Here is a 19,289-nt window from a genome sequence, read left to right as displayed (position 1 = left end):
CTGATCTCTTTTACAAGAATAGGGTGGTCACTTTAAACCGGAACAAATTGCTCTCTTTTACCGGAATGGGATGCTCACTTTTGCCAGAATTTGCAAAAAGTTAACCAATCGGACATAACTCACCTTTTTCAATACTTTCTTTAATCCCCATGAGGGCTTCATCTTTCAGTCCAAAAGGAAATTTGATCAAATAATCATCAGCCGTTTTCAGTGTATCATTTATTGAGTGTAATTTTGCTACGTGCATATATAGCCAGAAACAGAAATTACGCTTGTCCTCATCAATAGAGGCATTGAAAGCGATTTCCTTTAAGATTTCATGAAGATCTGCCACCATATTGATGACAAGGAAAATTAAATAATTGAAACTTCCTCTAACTATTCCACCTTCAAGATACGACAATATAATTTCAATTTCATTTCTTCTGAAATACTTCGTCATAAGATTTGAGAGATTTTCTTTTACATCTGGAGATGACAAATATTGAAAATTATTTGAGTGCCAAAAAATGTCCCGGTTTACATAATTACTTAGCAAACCCAAAATATTCTTTCTTATACCTTCTTCCTTAATTTTTGAAAAATTTGAGATGATATAGAACCAAGTTGCAGGCTTTTCACGATGATAAGAATATAGGGCTTTCATTCCTTCGTAACAGATACTTGAATTATCAATGTTAGCAAACCATTCTAAGGCACGCCCAAATTTTTCATAGCTTGAAAATAGCTGTCGAAAAGAGAAGCAATACTCTATAAATGCAGGAAAAGTTGCTTCGGAAAATTCGTTTGCCTTATCAACTCTAATAGTATGATAACTTTGCGTAAAAATGTCAGGTCGAGAAGTCAAATAAGATGTAACATCCACCCAAAAGGCTTTTTTAATTTCCGGATCAAAAACTATTCCTACTGTTAAATTTAACCCCTGATTCCAGTACTCTAAATGGGCTTTATCTGCTGTGAATTTATAGCCTAAGCTGTCCTTATAGCTGTCTCCACTTTTTATTTGAACAAATATCCCATAATTGGTTGCAAGACCATTACGTACAAATTCTATATAACAATCATTGCCTTGGTCATTTTCTCGTGAAAGATTTTGAAAAATGGAATGATTATCTTGAACAACACCCTGAACGAATCTTACTCCTTGAAATTCAGTCTTTATATTGGGATTACGATTAGTCATTATTTAATAGGTTTATATCTGAATCTGATTATTTGCTCAAGTTGTTCATATTTAAACATAGTTCAATGACAAAGGGCAAGTAGATAGGAAAGGATTTGGTAAATTCTGTTAGATATTCCTAATGAGTGGAATAGAATACTTATGCGTCTATTCTAGATTTTCATTTTTTAAGTCAATATCAAAATCTACTAATTTTTTTGGCTGAACTTTAAGTCCCTTAGCAACTTTTAAGAAAGTTCTAAACGTAATATTTGTTTTTCCTAACTCAATTTTATTAAAGTCACTATCGTCAATACCAGTATGAAATTCCATATCCTTTAAAGTTAAGTTCTTAGCTTCCCTTTCTGTTTTTACTTTTTCACCAAAATCTTTCAAAAAATCGTTAAATGTATTATCCATAGCATGTTTTTTTTTTGAAAAGTGAAATTGGTAATATTTAACATAAAACTTATGGGGATATATCCCTATATTTATTTTATTTAGTATATTTGTTTAATCATTACGATTTGTAATGTATTTTTGCGATACTTCATTAAAAATATTTGAAGCATTCGCTTTGAATCTCGCCTTCAAAAACTGGTACTTTTTAAATGGGAACGAGAAGATAAGTGCAAATGCTCACGCCATAAATGGCGTGGGCTCACTTATTGTTCCCGGTATACCAGTACCATGAAGGCAATAAGCTGAGTTCCGCGCCTATTTTTTTGGCTACACCTCAACTTCTCAAAGCTTCTTCACGATATCTTAAAGTGTCGTTACCGCTTGTGTTTAACCATTAACCGGTTGCTTATGGTGTAATCTTTAATTTTTACTTGAGTTGGGGAAGGTTCAGGTTATTATACTATCAGCTTCGCCATTTACAAATATCTGCAAGAGCGCAGATCCGAAACCATTCAACAGCTATTGACTATTTAAGTAACCAAAAACCAACCTATGCCTATGATAAATTAATTAACAAGAAAAAGCCTTCTATTACTTGCGTGGAAACTAGCATAGAAGGCTGGGAAAATCAAACTTTCGTTCAATTTTAATCCTTTCTAAATTTATGAAAAATCTTTCATTTAACAAGGGCAGACCTTCCTGTCTTTGCATATTTATTCTCGCAATACTGCTTTCCAGTCAGATTTATGCCGCCAAACTAACGTTCGGGAGCTACACGAAGCAGTCGCAACATCAAATTACAGGTACAGTTACCGATGCCACTGGACCACTTTCCAGCGTTACAGTCATTGTAAAAGGAACTACCACAAACACCGTAACAGATGAAAAAGGTAATTTTTCAATTACGGCTAATTCTACCGATATCCTTGTCTTTTCGTTTATAGGCTATGCCCCACGGGAAATTCAGGTTGGAAGCCAAACTTCAATAAATATAGTATTGATAGAAGACAGTACGCAGCTTAAGGAGGTTACGATAAACGCTGGGTATTATTCTGTGAAGGAGAAGGAGCGCACCGGAAGCATTGCAAAAATCAAATCAGCCGATCTCGACAAGCAACCCGTAAACAATCCATTAGCTGCAATGCAAGGACGCATGTCTGGTGTAAACATTACACAAAATACGGGATTGCCAGGCGGTGGCTTTAATATCCAGATTCGTGGTATTAACAGTATCCGAGGAGACGGCAATGATCCATTGTACATTGTAAACGGAGTTCCATATTCATCACAATCATTAGGAGATCCTACGGTTTCTGCATCCGCTATTTCCGGTGTGACAAATCCGCTGAACAATTTAAATCCATCAGACATAGAAAGTATTGAGGTATTGAAAGATGCGGATGCAACAGCAATTTATGGCTCGCGGGGGGCAAATGGCGTGGTACTGATTACAACAAAAAAAGGCAAATCAGGAGAAACACGTTTTAATTTCAATGCATTTACTACTGTTGGAAAAGTAGCTCAAAAAATGAACCTGATGAACACAAGCCAATATTTGGCAATGCGCGCAGAAGCATTTGCAAATGATGGGATCACGGAATATCCTGAAGATGCTTATGATATCAATGGCACTTGGGATTCAAATCGCAACACCGATTGGCAGAAGGAATTAATTGGCGGTACATCTTACATCCAGAATTTTCAGGCATCCGTTTCAGGCGGTAATGCTAACACGCAATTTCTATTGAGTGGAACCTATCGCAAAGAAACAACCGTATTTCCTGGTGATTTTCATTACGGAAAGGGTTCAGTAAACAGCAACATTACACACCAATCCGACGATAAACGGTTCACCCTTAATTTTTCGGCCAGTTACTCCGGAGATAAAAACACTTTACCGGGAAGGGATTTGACATCCCGAGCATATACGCTTGCTCCAAACGCTCCGGAGCTTTATAACAGCGATGGCAGCCTCAACTGGGAAAACGGCACATTCAACAATCCATTGGCATTTCTCAACGGAAGATACCTTACCGCAAACCAAAACCTTATTGCAAATGTGCTGTTGTCTTACAATGTGCTTCCTGGTCTTGAGGCTAAGGCTAGTATTGGGTATAACGATACTAGGATAACCCAAAACGTAACCAGCCCTCTAAGTATTTATAGTCCCTTTGACACAAACGAGCACGAATCATCCCTATTTGTGGCTAGTGGCACTGGCAGATCATATATTTTCGAACCACAATTAAACTATCGTAAGGAATTGGATGACATAGAGATAAATTTCTTGGTCGGTACGACATTCCAGAGCCAAAAAACAACAAAATTGGCACAATCTGCATTTGGATTTGCAAGCGATGCGCTGATTAATAGTTTGGCTGCGGCTACTACGGTGACAGTGCTGAACCATGAGGTAACTGAGTACAATTACAATGCATTATTTGGGAGACTCAACATGAACTGGCATAAAAAATACATCGTGAACCTAACAGGTCGCCGTGATGGCTCAAGCCGTTTTGGACCCGATAACCGCTTCGCTAATTTTGGTGCTGCAGGTGCAGCTTGGTTGTTCACTAATGAAGGTATTTTCAAACAGCACAATTCCATACTTAGTTTTGGAAAGTTGCGTGGAAGTTATGGCATTACGGGCAATGACCAGATCGGGGATTACCAGTATCTCGATACCTATCAGGTGTCGCCTTATTTGTATGATGGGGTGGTAGGACTTTTACCGTCACGCCTCTACAATCCCGATTTCGGCTGGGAAACAAATAAAAAACTCGAACTCGCGTTGGAATTGGGATTCTTAAAGGATAATATTTTCCTTTCCGCAGCTTGGTTCCGGAATCGCTCATCCAATCAATTGGTCGGGGTTCCGCTCCCCGGAACAACAGGATTTTCTTCTATCCAATCAAATTTTGATGCTACCGTGGAAAATACCGGTGTCGAAGTGGAACTTCGTACCACCAATGTAAAAAGCAAGGATTTCTCATGGACAACTACAGTAAATCTTACTGTACCAAAAAATAAACTGGTCTCTTTTCCAGGGCTTGAAGGTTCTACATATGCTAACCAACTCATAGTTGGTGAATCACTATTTATCAAGAAGGTCTTCAATTATGCAGGTATCAACCCCGAAACAGGAGCCTACACTTTTCAGGATTTCAACGGCGATGGACAGATAACCTATGAAGACGATCGTCAGGCAATCGTTGATACTTCACCAGAATACTATGGAGGCCTCAGTAACCAATTAACATATAAAAATTGGTCGCTCGATTTTTTGTTCCAATTTGTAAAACAACTCGGCAGGAATTATCTGTACACTTCAGCCTTGCCCGGCTCATTTGTAAATCAGCCTGTAGATATGGGAAATCACTTCCCGCAAGACGGCACCAATGCGGTATCACAACAGTATACTACGGGTCAGAATGGCACATTACTCGAAGGACATTACAATCTGATTGATAGTAATGCAGCATTCAGTGATGCATCTTTCGTGAGACTCAAGAATCTGACCCTTGTGTATGCAATACCATCAACATGGTCAAAAACCTTCACAGGAAAGATTTATGTACAGGGGCAAAACTTATTAACCCTCACTGATTTTCGTGGAGCTGACCCTGAAAACCAGTCTGCTTCGGCACTTCCATCATTGCGCCAGTTTACACTGGGCATTCAGCTAGGCTTTTAACTTAACTATATATCAAATGAAAACAAGATTTAATATTATACAGCCAATTATTTGGACAGCGTTACTTACCCTTTCGGCTTGCGAGAGTTTTACCGAGGTAGGCACGCCACAATCACAACTCACAACTCCTGCCGTTTTCGAAAGTATCAATACTGCCGACGCGGCTATGGGCGACATTTATGCGCGCCTGCGTGAAGACAGCATGGTTGCAGGCACGCTGAACGGTCTGTCGAGTCTTTTATCAAACTATTCAGATGAAATGCAGTACACAGGGTCAAGCATCGAAATTATGCAGTTCAACAACCATACAATTACACCTTCAAACAGCCTGATAACAGGATTATGGAACAGCACCTACAGCCAAATCTATGCTGCGAATCTGATGCTGGAAGGTTTGCAGAATTCAACGGCTTTAACAGATAATGAAAAAGCAAGATTGTCAGGTGAAGCATTGTTTATTCGAGGGTACCTTCATTTCTATCTAATAAACATCTTTGGTGATGTGCCCTACATCACAACGACTGATTACGTCGCAAATTCGGTTACATCAAAAACACCGCATGAACAAGTATGGCAAAATATCATAGCCGACTTGACACAAGCTGAAACGCTGTTGCCAGTTGAATATCCTTCTCAGGAAAAAGTCCGTGTAAACAAGGCTGTTGCCGCTGCGTTTCTCGCACGAATATACTTGTACCGTGAAGATTGGGCAAATGCAGCAGCGAAAGCAACAGCTGTAATTGATAATCCCAATTACATATGGGTCGATGATACTTCACAGGAATTTCTTCGCGAGTCAACAGCGACAATATGGGCATTGCATCCGGGAACACCCGGGCTTAATACTAAAGATGCGCGCACGTTTATCTTTTCAAGCGGACCACCTTCCAAGCCGTCACTGGCTGCTTCGTTTGTAACCGGTTTTGAATCTGGTGATCTGCGCCGTACCCAATGGGTACGAACCGTTTCAAACAGCAGTGGCTCCTGGTATTCATCATACAAATATAAAAAGCCGTTGGGCACAGCCTCATCAGAAGAATACACTATTCTGTTCCGGTTGGCCGAACAATACCTGATTCGTGCGGAAGCCAATGCACATCTGTCAAATATATCTGATTGCCAAGCAGACTTAAACAAAATACGCAACCGCGCCGGTCTATCAAATACTACCGCAAGTACGGAAACCGAATTATTGGAAGCAATCGCAAAAGAACGACGTTTTGAGTTTTTTACAGAGCAGGGACATCGTTGGTTCGATTTAAAGCGTACGGGAAAGGCGACGGAAGTACTAAGTCCAATAAAATCCGGGTGGGAAGATACACAGATCATACTTCCGCTGCCACAATCGGAATTGCTGTTGAATGGAAATCTGCTGCCTCAAAATCCAGGTTACTAAGATGCGGGCGTTTTTCTTCAAGACTGTATTTTTGGCATTGCTGCTACTTGTGGCGGTACCAATCTATGGACAAAAACAAGAAGTAACGACTGCCGATTATGCAAAATGGAGTTCCATACAAGCAGAGACGATATCTCCAAATGGCAAATGGATTTCTTATGTTCTGCACTACGATTACGGTGTCGATACATTGTTTGTACAAAATATAAAATCTACGAGGCGATTGGTATTTCCCAAATGTACTGATGTAGGTTTCAGCAATGATGATAAATGGGTGACGTTTTCAGATCCGGAAAAAGGTTTGGCGTTATATGATCTGAACAATGGTAATACGCAATATTTCAAAGACGCAATTCGTCATGAATTCTGCAAAGAAGAAAATTTTCTGGCAATACTCAACAAGAATGCTGTATCTGACTACTTGACGATAATTGGGCTATCCACTTTCAAAAAATACATTTTTGAAAACGTCAGAGAGTTCAGTATCAACAATTCCGGCATTTTGGCTATAAGTACTGGTTATGAAGTGCGCCTGCTAAAACCAAAGGTAGGATTTGTTGAAAAGACCATTGCACAGGATGATGATGCGGGATTTAAAAAACTATTTTGGAGTAGCAATGGCGAATTTCTTGCTTTTCTTCAAGAGATTAAAGACCAACAGGAAACTACCAAAAATTACAGGATATTTTACCACGATTCAGCAATAGGGACAAATACTATTCTTGATAGCAGGCAAACGGAAATATTGGCTATGGAAAATATAACTACATATGGTGGAAGTTCTGCACTTCGGTTTTCAGATGACGGAAAAAGTGTATTTTTCAATTATATTAGTCCTGAGCTGGAATCAAAGTCTGTCCCTTATGAAATTTGGGACTCTGCAACAGCGTTGGAATATACGCAGAATAAAATGTTTGGAGATGCTTCCCGCTTGCCAAAAATTGCTGCATGGAAGCCCGAAAGTGGTGGGACTCTAAAGATCGGAACAATCGAGAATCCGAAAGCAATCCTTACTGCAAATCGAAAGTACGCGCTGTGTTATAATCTGTTGAAGTATGAACCTCAATATGAGTATTACGCGCCTGCTGATATGTACCTGAAAGATACCCAAACCGGGACACAGCAACTGATTTTAGAAAAGCAGTCAACAGCAGTTGGAATGATGGGTGGCTCTCCTAAAGGAAATTTTATACACTATTTCCGCAATGGGAATTGGTGGGCTTACGACATTGTGAAAATGCAGCATCTCAATCTCACAGCAAGACTGCCAGTCTCCATGATTGATAGTATTCAAAACGATGCGGGTGTTCCTGCACCATATGGTAGTCCAGGCTGGTCATCAGATGAAAAATATTTCATAGCTTATGACCGGTATGATATCTACTTGATTGATAATAATGCAAAACAAACCAGAAGAATTACTGATGGAAGAAAGCAAAAGATTTCCTATCGAATTTGTTTAGACCTTTATCCCGTTATAAAAAAGCCGAGCCAGGATGAATTTCTGATAAGAAAATTTGACCTATCGATGGGTTTGGTTTTGCAGGCCATTGGTGAAGATGGATCTAGCGGGTATTATAAATGGAATTCTAACGGTACTTTAGTAAAATTGGTGTTCGGAAACAGTGGAAACAGCAGGCTGATAAAAGCAAAGAATACCGGGCAATTCATTTACATACAGCAAACCGCTTCCGATGCACCAAAGTTAATAGCTGTTTCAATGCAAAAAAACAAGATGCTCTTCAAATCCAATTCCCATACCCGTAAATTTAATTGGGGAACGGCTGAGATGATCTCATACAAAGATAAAAACGGCAATAATCTAAAAGGTATTCTATATAAGCCTGCTGGGTATATCGAAGGAAAAAAATATCCAATGGTTGTATATATTTATGAAAAACAATCCCAAGAGATTAATAATTACCGTGTACCGACAGAATATGGGCCGATGGGCTTCACTCTGTCCAATTATTTCCTGGATGGCTATCTGGTATTGCTGCCGGATATTCATTATAAGATGGGCGAACCCGGAAAGTCAGCTCTGGACTGTGTGCTAAATGCGGTTGATATAGTGAAACGAATGGGAATTGTTGAAGAAAATCATATTGGGATTATAGGCCATTCCTTTGGAGGTTACGAGACGGCATTTATAATTACCCAGACCAATGATTTTGCAGCAGCTGTATGCGGTTCGGGACTTATGAACACTATAAGCAGCTATTTTGTGCATTCTGCAGGTATACCGCGTTCAAATGCATGGCGGTTTGAATCACAGCAGGGACGTATGCCATTTTCACCTTTTGACAATTGGAAAGCTTATGAGCAAGACGCGCCTTTGCCAAATGCTGTAAATTGTACAACACCGCTTTTGAGCTGGGCAGGAAAAAAAGACCCCACTATTTTCTGGACACAATCTGCCGAATTTCATATGGCACTTCGAAGGCTTGGCAAAAGGAATGTTTTTATTCTTTATGACAATGAGGCGCACACAATTGTTACACCTGAATTACAAAAAGACCTGACAATAAAAACCAAGAACTGGTTTGATTATTATCTGAAAGAACAAAAGGAAACACTTACCAATGGAATCCCTTAAATCATAATTAACAAAGCAGGAGACCGACAATCTCCTGCTTTGTTTTTTAAGGTTAATTGATTTTTCTGTATAACTCGACATTACATTGAGTCGGACTGCTCATGTCGAACAATTGTTGTCCTCCCGCCGTAACTCTACAAACATTAGGGTTTTGTATGTTGCTACATTTTACTGTCGTAACATCACAATCCTCTAAAGGGTTATGCCCCCAAACATCTATCAGCTTTCCTTTTTCAGGGGCCGTTGAAAATGCGAAGGCTGCAAATACAGCAAATGCGATTGCTGAAAATGAAAGCGCTGGTCTTAAAACTTTAGTATTCATAATATTAAAATTTAATGTTAATGGTCTACTCTTTTTCAGGTTTTCGACCTTCCCCTGGACTGTACAGTGTATTTTCAAAAGCATAAATGCTGATATTATCTTGATGCGGTAAAGGGCTTGTAATAATTGGTCTGTAATTTTTCAATTGTTAGACTCCTTCCATTCAATGAAACAATCCGGTCGTTTAAAACAACAAATTCATCCATTGTCCTGCCCGCTATATTGTATACATAAAAACTAAATGCATAGGTGTTTGCACTCAGGTCGTATACATCAATTATCGAAGCCTGCTTCCACATAATTTCAGGTTCGTATTTTCCAATGAGAGCCGCATTTACAAAAAGATAATTGCCAAAAGATGCGGTCAGTTTATTGACCAATTTAGGCTGTTTGCTCAGAGTGGTTACTTTTTTCGATTCTATCCTCGCAACAGAAACCTGTGCACGTGTAGTTGTATCAATAGTATGCCCTGAGGTATGATTGCCTATCTGAGAATCAATCATCAGGAATTCATTTCGATAGGCGTAGGTATAGATTACCTTGTCAAGCTGGGAATTATAAAGCAATGATCCGTCCGTGTCAAATATACCGTCTACCTGCTTCAGCAGAAGTCTGCCGTTAAGCTGTAATGATGCATCATTATTAAAAGTAAAGAGTCCTAGCGTATTTGCTTTTGTTTTAGAATCAATAGCTCGGATAACTGCTGTCTTATCATCGATCGGCTTCAATATGGAAAAATAAGCTTTTCGATACATTTTAAGCTCCGCTTTCCAGTTGGTGGTATCTCCAATAAAAATGCAGGGTACGCTTCCATCGCTAAAATAAAAATAAGGTGATTTTACGGCAAGGCGCGGCACAGTGTAAGGAAATTTATATTTAGGAAGTTCGATGCGAATTGTCTTTTTTTGAACCAGACTGGTATCAAAAATTGTTACGGCCAGCGGTTCAGCCCGATTGCCTAAATAAATCTGTCCTTTGTCATAACCGGCTATATAATATGTTGCTTGTGGAAGCAGGATCGTTTTCTTGCTATTAGTAGGGTGCTTGGGAAATCTTCGCACAAAATTATTACGATGATGGATTATGTCTTCTGATAACATAAACAGCAGGGCAACAATACCAATGCTGAAAAATATCGTCATAGAAAAGGCACTGGCCAGTGCAGCAGGTTTTGAAATAAAATGTGCCTTTGGCACACCCCGGCGCAGTATCAGGATACCTGCTGCGGCCAGCATCATGAAAACAAAATTAAAAATGAAATGTTCCTCCCATCCCATTTTTTCCAAAATTCCTCCACAGGAACAAGGGACAAATGGGCTGTAATTTAAAATAATGAAAATGTATGCGGTAAACATAACCATCATGCACAACGCTCCAAAAAGCCCCATGATTCTCCACCTTTTTGAAAGGATAAGCAATACAATGAATAATTCAAGCATCGGAACCATCCATGCAATGTATCCGGCAAATGCACTTAATAAAGGTGACTGTCCCAATTGAACACGGAAGTTCTCAAAGTCGAGCAATTTGCTTACTGCCGCGTAAACAAAAAGCAGTATATAAAGCAGGCAGATTATGTCGGCTATAGTATTTTTAAAGGATATTGATGTTTTCATGTCATTGCTTTTAACGTTTACAGTATTCCAGTATAATCTCACTTGAGGGCATACCAAACCACCCTCACATATGTAGCTTTTTTTTTGTAAAAATCACGGGGTAAATATTTTATACAGCTAAATTAAAACATAGCTGTCAAAGGATTGTTGACAAAAACGATCCAAAAAATGTAAAAAACGATCCATTTTACTTATAACGTTGGCTAAATTTTATTATAATTGATAACTATATTGTAAAATTCTTTAAAATAAATAATTAACCCTTATCCATTCAGGATTATCTCATATCAAAACGGGAGAGAAAAGGCCGTTTGTGACTTAAAGTTGAATAACAAAATTCAAATTCTAATATTTTGCTTATATCAGCCTATTCAAATAGCAGAATACAAAGCCAGCAGATTATATCGACTATAGTATTTTTAAAAGAGACTTCCATTTTCATGTTTTCTCTTAGCCTCTCTGTGAATCATAGCTTATATGAGATTCGCACATACCAATTCAGCCCAGCTTATACTGCTAAAATTAGCTAGTAATCACATCTTTAGTGTTTTGTAAAGCTAAATTAAAACAATATTCTGGAAGGATTGTTACGAAAAACGAGCCAAAATTTGCAAAAAACGAGCCATTTTACAGGCCTACTAAAAAAGCTAAAACACATAAAAAGGCTAGCAAATACAGACCTTATGGACAAAAAGCAATAGTTTTTTCCTTTAATACCTAAAAAAAACTTAGAATTATGGAGTATAAAAAAACGTCGTAAACCTGAAAGGATGTTTAAAATGATATTGATACTAAAAAAATCAGGTGAACTTATAAAAAGGAAAGCTAACTCTGAAAACATCCGATACAACTAATTTAAAAAACGACTTTGGAGTTTTTTTCTGCTCCCTGCAAGGGCAAGTGGTTTTGAGCTGCGGAAAGTATTTCAAGCAGCTCAGAACACAACTTGCTCCTTTCTGGCGAAAGGAAAACCCGCCCTTTCAGGCGGATTAAAGTTAGCAGGGAAAAACAGCTTCGGGCTGTTTCCTTTTTGAATTGATAGTCCTATTCTTTTTGTCTAAATCCGATAACAAAAAAAATACTTTATAGAATAAATCCCCCTCCCACAAAACAATGTGCTCCACTATTGCGCCAAACAGTGCCTTTGAAAGCCTATATGTGCCATACATCCACAGGCAGACCAATCAATCGCTTTATTTGCCTTATGGTTTTAATGCAGGCAGTAAAAAAGGCAGTCCAACAAGGAAATAAAATGGGTCTATATACAGACAGTCTGCAATAAAAGTACAAAGTTTTAAAAACAGTAAAGCGTTTTGCTTTTTGTAAGGCTTTCCGCTTGCTAAAGTATATCCTTTACAAGGCAAAAATAAATGCAGACGACCCTACATAAAAATGCCCAAAAGGCTATGCAGGAATATCGGGATAAGGGAAAATTCAGACGCACAAATATTCATTCCTGCAAAACAGATAAAAAAAGCAACAATAAATTTTTAAATAATGGAAACAACAAAGAAAACTTTAAAAATCAGCTTCTCCACCCAAAAAGGAGGTGTGGGAAAATCAACGATGACCACTTTGCTGGCAAGTGTGCTTCACTACCGTTTGGGATTTAATGTACTGGTGATGGACTGCGACTTTCCGCAATACAGCCTGACCAATATGAGGGAACGAGATAAGAAGACCATCATGCAGAGTGACTACCATAAGAAGGCGGCAATGAAACAATATCAATCCATTAACAAAAAGGCATATCCGATTATCAGGTGCAAGGCTGAAAATGCTCTGCAGAGTGCTTCGCAATACGTAAGTGAGTTGGCAGTTGTTCCGGACGTTATTTTCTTTGACCTGCCAGGAACAGCCAATACCAAAGGAGTATTGACCACATTAAAAGCAATGGATTTTATTTTCTCGCCCATTACCGCCGACCGTTTGGTCGTGGAAAGCACACTGGGCTTTACCAAGGCATTTCTTGGGCTTCCGCAGACCGATGACGGCAACAAGGAACAAGTTATACGGCTGTTTTGGAATCAGGTGGACGGCAGGGAAAAAACGGGCCTGTATGATGCCTATCAAAGTGTCATCAAGGAACTGGGACTGTCTGTTATGGAAACAAGGATAATGGACAGCAAGCGTTTCCGAAAGGAAACGGACGATACGGGAAGTTATATATTCAGGTCAAGCTTACTGCCAGCCGAACCGCAGTTGCTCAAAGTCGTCAGGATGGATTTGTTTGTCGAGGAATTTTTAAAAACCGTTCATCTATAAAAGATTAAATCATGGATTCAGATAATAAAAACAATGACTTTGAAAAGCCCAATGTTGATGAGGACTACCTTATGAACGTAATCAGCGGTGATAAGCCTGCTTCCCCGCTCGGCAATACTATACAGCAGGAAGCAGCGCTACAAGTGCCACAGGAAACCAAGTCTAGGGAAAAAGCCCGAAGCGTTTCTTCAAAGAAAGCGGACTATGAGGAAACATTTCTGGTCAATCGGTTTCCTTCAGGCAGAAGCGGAAAGGTAGTCTATATACGTCCCGAATATCACGAAAGGCTGCTCCGTATTGTTCAATTGACAAAAGAAGAAAAGACAACGCTCTATTCCTACATTGACAACATCCTTGAACACCACTTCAGGGAGTTCGGGGATGATGTAACCAATTATTTTAACGAACGTTTTAAGCCCATCTTGTAATGGCAGGCAATTACGGACTTAATATATCATTCTATCGTGTGTCTAAAAACTAGATATTTTCAAAAGAAAACAGAAAAACCGAAAAAAAGAAAAAGAAAGCACTTTAAAAGGACGGGCTGTGGGCAGGCCAAAAGGAAACGGAATAAGTCCCGCAAGGGTGGATTGTGAGGCACGAACAAGACATTATGCCGTAAGCTTTTGGTTAGCCAAAACCGCCCGTGCTACCTTCGTTTTCTTTTTATTGTTTCTTGTTTAGAAGAATAAATCAGTACCATACCAGCAGTATTAAAAGTTATGGAAAACAACAGCAAAACCAGTCCTCATAAAGGTGGCAGGCATCCTAAAAATGATCCCGCTGTCCACCGCTATTCTATCAGCCTTACCGCTGAAGAGAATGCCAGCTTCCTGTCCTTATTTGAACAGTCCGGCATGAATGTAAAGGCGCACTTTATTACAGCTTGTATTTTCCAAAAAGGTATCACAACAATAAAGGTCGACAAGGCAGCAATGGAATATTACGTGCGCCTTACTGCCTTATTCGGACAGTTCAGAGCTGTGGGGGTAAATTATAATCAAGTTGTGAAGATCTTGTACCACAATTTTTCCGAAAAGAAAGCTGCAGCGTACCTCTATAAGCTTGAAAAGCAGACAGCAGAATTTGCTGTTTTATCCCAAAAGATAATACAGCTTACAGTGGAATTCGAAACAAACTACCTTAAAAAATAGCATCAGAAATGGTAGCAATAATTAACAGGGGTGAAAATTTAATTGGTGCGCTTTCCTATAACCAGCTTAAAGTTGATAAGGAAAGCGGACAGGTTTTATCTACCCAAAAGATAATTGAAGCACCTGATGGCACCTATTCTATAGCACAGCTATCCCGTTCTTTTGAATTATATTTATTAGCCAATCGCAGGACTGAAAAGCCCGTACTTCATATTTCATTAAACCCTGACCCGAGAGATAAGGTAAGCGATAATGATTTTAGGACTATCGCAGAGGACTACATGCAGGAGATGGGTTACGGGGAACAGCCATTTGTGGTATTCAAGCATACTGATATTGAGCGTGCCCATATCCATATTGTATCGGTCTGTGTGGATGAAGAAGGCAGGAAAATATCTGATAAATTTGAGAAAAGGCGTTCGATGGACGTTTGCCGGGCATTGGAAAAAAAATATAGCTTAGTAGTGGCCACCGAGCACAAACAGAGCTTACAGAGCCATGCATTCAGTCCAATAAATTACAAAGCAGGCGATGTAAAGAGCCAGATGGCTTCTGTACTGCGCCACTTGCCCAACGACTATCAATTCCAAAGTTTTGGGGCATATAATGCCCTGCTTTCTCTATTTAATGTTACGGCAGAAGAAGTCAAAGGGGAATATAACGGAATCCCCAAACATGGAATTGTATATTTTGCATTAAACGAGCAGGGAGACAAAGCCAGTAATCCCTTCAAGGCTTCGCTCTTTGGCAAGACAGCTGGCTACGCAGAGTTGCAATCCCACTACGGGCAAAACAGGATAAAACTAAAAGATAATCCTTCAAAGGCATCAGTCAAAGACAAAATTGAGCTGGCAATGCGGACTACTGAAAACGAAACAGAATTTAAGAAACAGCTAATGGAACGGGGTATCAATACTGTTGTGCTCCGAAATGGTGAAGGACGTATCTACGGCATGACCTTTATCGATCACGAATCGCGCTGCGTATGGAACGGTTCCGAGTTAGGCAAGAACTTTTCGGCCAATGTATTTAATGACTGGTGGAATAACGGAAATAAAACGGAGCGACCTGTACAGGAAATTGCTTCAAAAAACACTGCACCGGTAAGCGGGGAGATTAACCAACCACACGAATTATTCGATTTTTTAGGCAAAGAAGATATGTCTTACAGCCTCCAGGAAAACAACCTTATTGAAGCATTTGGAGGATTATTACCCGAGACTCACGGAGAAGATTATGAGGAAGAGGCATTTGTTAACCGGATGAAACGAAAAGTTAAAAGAAGAAAATTGTAGATTTAAAATGACAGCAGAGAGATACCAGTACCTTAATTGTAGCATTTATTAACCTAAAAGAGTTTATTTAAGAATCCTTCGAAATGCAACATTTATTATCTTTTATTATTTATATCTCACGCCATTATATTTCTTAAATTCACATAAGAACAGAATTTGAACTTTAAGGAATGGAGATACGTAAAATTTACGACCGCGATTTCAGAATAAATGCAGTCAAACTAGCACTTGAATCAAATCGTTTTAAAGTAGCAAAGGAACTTGGTATAGCGACTACGAATATCTATAGATGGCAAGCTGAACTTAAAAAATATGGACCAGACAGTTTTTGTGGAGGTGGTCATTTTAGAAACCCCGAACAAAAAAGATTTTCTGAACTTAAAAGAACACTTAAACAAAAGCTTAAAGATACAGAACTTGAAATTGAAATTTTTAAGAGTGCAAGTAAATATATCCCTCAAGGAAAGCCAATGATTTTTCACTTTATTGAAAACAATTTAGATACATACCCACTTTGGAAAATGTGTAAAGTTTTAGGCATAAGGGAGTTTACATATTATAGATGGAGAGATAAAATACTTTCTCCAAGACAGTGTCAAACAATTTTACTTGAGGAAGAAATATCTTCTATATTTTATGAATATAAAGAGAGATATGGTAATATAAAAATTTCAGCAGAATTGCAAAGTCGCGGTTTCAAATTATCACCTGCTCAAGTTACCTTCTACATGAGAAAACTAGGTTTTATAAGTAAGTTTGGCAGAAGACGTATAATCAAATCTGGTTCACTATTTATTCCTCATAATCCTTGTGTTTTTCCTAATGTTCTAAATCGACAATTTAAAGTTGAAGAACCTTCGCAGGTTTGGGTCTCGGGTATAACTAGTATCGAAATAGCGACTGGACTTTTATTTCTAACAATTATAATGGATTTATTTGACACAAAAATTATTGGATTGAGTCTGAGTGATGGACTAACAATAAAAGAAACTTCTATTCCAGCTTGGGAAATGGCTGTTCATAATCGAAAGACAAAGAAGGGATTAATATTTCATTCTGACAGATCACCTCAATACGCCAATAAGATGTTTACTCGTAAATTAAACTCTTATCAAGATATAAGACGAAGTATGAGCCGACAAGGGAATCATTTAGATAATGCTATTCCTAAAACCTTTTTTACTTCCCTTAAATCTGAGATAGTCGATTTAAATATGCTTCTAACTAAAAAACAAATAGAAGAAAAAATATTTGAATATATTCAAAATCAACAGTGAAAAAACTGCTGTGCTGAAAATTATTAAACTTTATGCTATGAAAACATATGAACGCGCTTTCAAAGAGAATGCTGTTAAGTTAAGTTATGAAAGAGGTAAGAGGCAAATTGCAAGCATTGAAAGGGAGCTGGGAATAACTCCAAGTTGTTTGTATCGCTGGCGACAAGACTTTGAAAAATTTGGAAAAGGAAGTTTTTGCGGAACTGGATACTTAAAATTAATTCCTGAACAAGCTATAATTACAAACCTTGAAAAGAAGGTTAAAGATTCAGAACTTACACTGGAAATTTTAAAAAGTGGGAGTACATATGTCGCTCAAGGAAAATTGATGACTAAACAATTCATTGAGGATAATAAGCATAACTTTTCCATTTTAAAAATGTGTAATGCGCTAGAAGTATCAAGAACTACATATTACAATAGAAAAAAACAAGAGCTTACCGATACAGAATCTCGCATAATTTTACTAAAAGAAGAAATCGTATCTATATTTTATGAGTTTAAAAAGACATACGGATGTATGAAAATTACTAAAGAACTTCAAAGGAGAGGATTTAAAATACAAAGCGCCCAAGTAACGAATTATATGAGAATTTTGGGTCTGCGCAGAAAGGCCAAAAGAAAATTTAAGGCGACAACTGATTCAATTCATAATCATTATGTGTTTCCAAATGTTCTAAATAGAGAGTTTAGAGTTGATGAGCCTTCTAAAGCTTGGGTTTCGGACATTACATATATACAAACAAAAAGAGGTTTTTTATACCTTACAATTATTATGGATTTATTTGACAGAAAAATCATTGGATGGAGTTTAAGCGACACAATGAGCACTAAGTCAACTACTTTATCCGCTTGGGAAATGGCGGTCAATAACAGGAAAATCACTAAAGATTTGATCTTTCATTCTGACAGGGGTGTTCAGTATGCTAATAAAATTTTTACTAATAGATTAGACACTTACAAATTTATTAAGCGTAGTATGAGTCGTAAACAAAATCATAATGACAATGCTGTTTCGGAAAGTTTTTTTAATTGTTTTAAAACTGAATTGATTAATGGAAATAAACTCCTGCCAAGGAAACAAATTAGGTTGGAAGCAACTGAATACATTGAAAACTGGTATAATAAAAAGAGAAGACATTCATTTTTAGGTTATATGACCATCGAAGAATTTGATAAAATTTATTTCAGATAATTTATATACCAGATTATATCTTTGAAATCATTTAGTAGCAATGAGGACAATTGTTTAATTATATATAAACTATATTTATTTAAATAAAGATATCATGAAAACACTTTCAGAACACATTCAAGAAAGTTTTGCACCTTTGAAAGAAGGACAACAAACAGTTATAGAGACACATAACAAAAAAATGGGCACTTAAAAGTAGCCCATATATTCTATAAAAGTAATATTTACAATCTATTTAAGAAGTTTCTCCAAAAGAGCTACTTTATCTTTTTCTGCCTGCAGCAAACGTTCATAAAGCTTTTCTTTTTCTTCAACAGCTTCCATAAGTTTATCTAAGGGATTGAATGTGCAATTACTATTAAATGAAGAATTATCATTAAAATTGTTGAAACTATTAAAATAATTAATAACACCTTCCTCGGAAAAGTTTTTAATAGCCTCTGTTGTTACTCCCAAAACTTTGGCAATTGCGTGTAATTTTTCATCATCAATTGACTCACTTGCCTCAATGCTAGAAACCGATTGCTGGCTCACGCCGATTGCAACTGCTAAAGCTTCTTGTTTCATTCCACGAAGTTCTCTAATACGGCTAATATTTTTGCCAATGTGCCTTGGTTTTGTTGCTGTTTCCATAATTCAAAGATATTCAAAATTCTGTCAAAAAAATCTAACGGGTAAAAAACAAGTCCGTAATTGTAAGATACAACTTCAATTAGTTCGGTACGGTACAATCTATTGCGTACTTGCCGTGTATTAAACAAAAATACAATTTTTATTTATGTTCCACCGCAAATCTTTAATTTATAAGATCAGGTCTCCACCCGCAATTTCCCATTCTTAAGAATTTAATAAAGCTTGCTATCCCTGTTCATTTTTCACTTTTGGCGATAGCCTATTTTCTAGTTTTATTGATTT

The 19,289-nt window shown here is 37.9% G+C and carries 14 protein-coding genes; 9 read left to right on the top strand and 5 right to left on the bottom strand.

Going from position 1 to position 19,289, the window contains the following annotated elements:
* Nucleotides 1-100: 100 nt before the first annotated feature.
* Both EV142_RS23365 and EV142_RS23360 read right to left on the bottom strand, forming a co-directional pair.
* A complete protein-coding gene (locus EV142_RS23365; RefSeq protein ID WP_132038282.1) occupies nt 101-1,183 on the bottom strand; it encodes a DUF4365 domain-containing protein in 1,083 nt (360 codons plus the stop codon).
* A gap of 147 nt (nt 1,184-1,330) precedes the next feature.
* Nucleotides 1,331-1,582, bottom strand: a complete 252-nt coding sequence (locus EV142_RS23360; RefSeq protein WP_127340918.1) for a helix-turn-helix domain-containing protein — start codon at nt 1,580-1,582, stop codon at nt 1,331-1,333.
* A 646-nt stretch (nt 1,583-2,228) separates the two neighbouring features.
* Between EV142_RS23360 and EV142_RS23355 the strand changes: the two genes are divergently transcribed.
* From EV142_RS23355 to EV142_RS23345, 3 genes are read left to right on the top strand one after another with little or no spacing between them, the layout of a single operon-like run.
* On the top strand, nt 2,229-5,258 hold the full coding sequence (locus EV142_RS23355) for a SusC/RagA family TonB-linked outer membrane protein (RefSeq protein ID WP_127340919.1): 3,030 nt from the start codon (nt 2,229-2,231) through the stop codon (nt 5,256-5,258).
* A 16-nt stretch (nt 5,259-5,274) separates the two neighbouring features.
* On the top strand, nt 5,275-6,654 hold the full coding sequence (locus tag EV142_RS23350) for a RagB/SusD family nutrient uptake outer membrane protein (protein WP_127340920.1): 1,380 nt from the start codon (nt 5,275-5,277) through the stop codon (nt 6,652-6,654).
* Nucleotides 6,655-6,685: 31 nt separating this feature from the next.
* Nucleotides 6,686-9,250, top strand: a complete 2,565-nt coding sequence (locus EV142_RS23345; RefSeq protein WP_158286363.1) for a S9 family peptidase — start codon at nt 6,686-6,688, stop codon at nt 9,248-9,250.
* Nucleotides 9,251-9,302: 52 nt separating this feature from the next.
* Here the strand turns inward: EV142_RS23345 and EV142_RS23340 are convergent, their stop codons facing one another.
* Entirely contained in the window at nt 9,303-9,572 is a 270-nt protein-coding gene (locus tag EV142_RS23340; RefSeq protein ID WP_127340922.1) for a DUF6520 family protein, read from the bottom strand.
* Nucleotides 9,573-9,667: 95 nt separating this feature from the next.
* Entirely contained in the window at nt 9,668-11,188 is a 1,521-nt protein-coding gene (locus EV142_RS23335) for a DoxX family protein (protein WP_127340923.1), read from the bottom strand.
* A gap of 1,497 nt (nt 11,189-12,685) precedes the next feature.
* On the opposite strand from EV142_RS23335, the gene EV142_RS23330 reads away from it, so the two are divergent.
* From EV142_RS23330 to EV142_RS23305, 6 genes are all read left to right on the top strand, one after another.
* The gene (locus EV142_RS23330; protein WP_127340924.1) at nt 12,686-13,453 is read left to right on the top strand and encodes a ParA family protein; all 768 of its coding nucleotides are present in this window, start codon (nt 12,686-12,688) and stop codon (nt 13,451-13,453) included.
* An 11-nt stretch (nt 13,454-13,464) separates the two neighbouring features.
* Nucleotides 13,465-13,881 carry a DUF3408 domain-containing protein gene (locus EV142_RS23325; protein WP_127340925.1) on the top strand — a complete coding sequence of 139 codons (417 nt, stop codon included), beginning with the start codon at nt 13,465-13,467 and terminating at the stop codon, nt 13,879-13,881.
* 294 nt (nt 13,882-14,175) lie between these two features.
* Nucleotides 14,176-14,607 carry a conjugal transfer protein MobA gene (mobA, locus tag EV142_RS23320; RefSeq protein WP_127340926.1) on the top strand — a complete coding sequence of 144 codons (432 nt, stop codon included), beginning with the start codon at nt 14,176-14,178 and terminating at the stop codon, nt 14,605-14,607.
* An 8-nt stretch (nt 14,608-14,615) separates the two neighbouring features.
* A complete protein-coding gene (gene mobB / locus EV142_RS23315; protein WP_127340927.1) occupies nt 14,616-15,902 on the top strand; it encodes a conjugal transfer protein MobB in 1,287 nt (428 codons plus the stop codon).
* A 170-nt stretch (nt 15,903-16,072) separates the two neighbouring features.
* Nucleotides 16,073-17,179, top strand: a complete 1,107-nt coding sequence (locus EV142_RS23310; protein WP_132038281.1) for an IS3 family transposase — start codon at nt 16,073-16,075, stop codon at nt 17,177-17,179.
* Between the two features lie 37 nt (nt 17,180-17,216).
* Nucleotides 17,217-18,374 (top strand): IS3 family transposase, encoded by a 1,158-nt coding sequence (locus EV142_RS23305; RefSeq protein ID WP_371311651.1) that lies wholly within the window; start codon nt 17,217-17,219, stop codon nt 18,372-18,374.
* Nucleotides 18,375-18,605: 231 nt separating this feature from the next.
* On the opposite strand, the gene EV142_RS23300 is transcribed toward EV142_RS23305, so the two are convergent.
* Nucleotides 18,606-19,007, bottom strand: a complete 402-nt coding sequence (locus EV142_RS23300; protein ID WP_127340945.1) for a helix-turn-helix transcriptional regulator — start codon at nt 19,005-19,007, stop codon at nt 18,606-18,608.
* Between the last annotated feature and the right edge of the window lie 282 nt (nt 19,008-19,289).

The sequence above is a fragment of the Flavobacterium circumlabens genome, from assembly GCF_004345565.1.
Lineage (GTDB): Bacteria > Bacteroidota > Bacteroidia > Flavobacteriales > Flavobacteriaceae > Flavobacterium > Flavobacterium circumlabens.
Note: the sequence above shows the minus strand (reverse complement) of the source record. Positions and strands in the feature narration are given on the sequence as shown.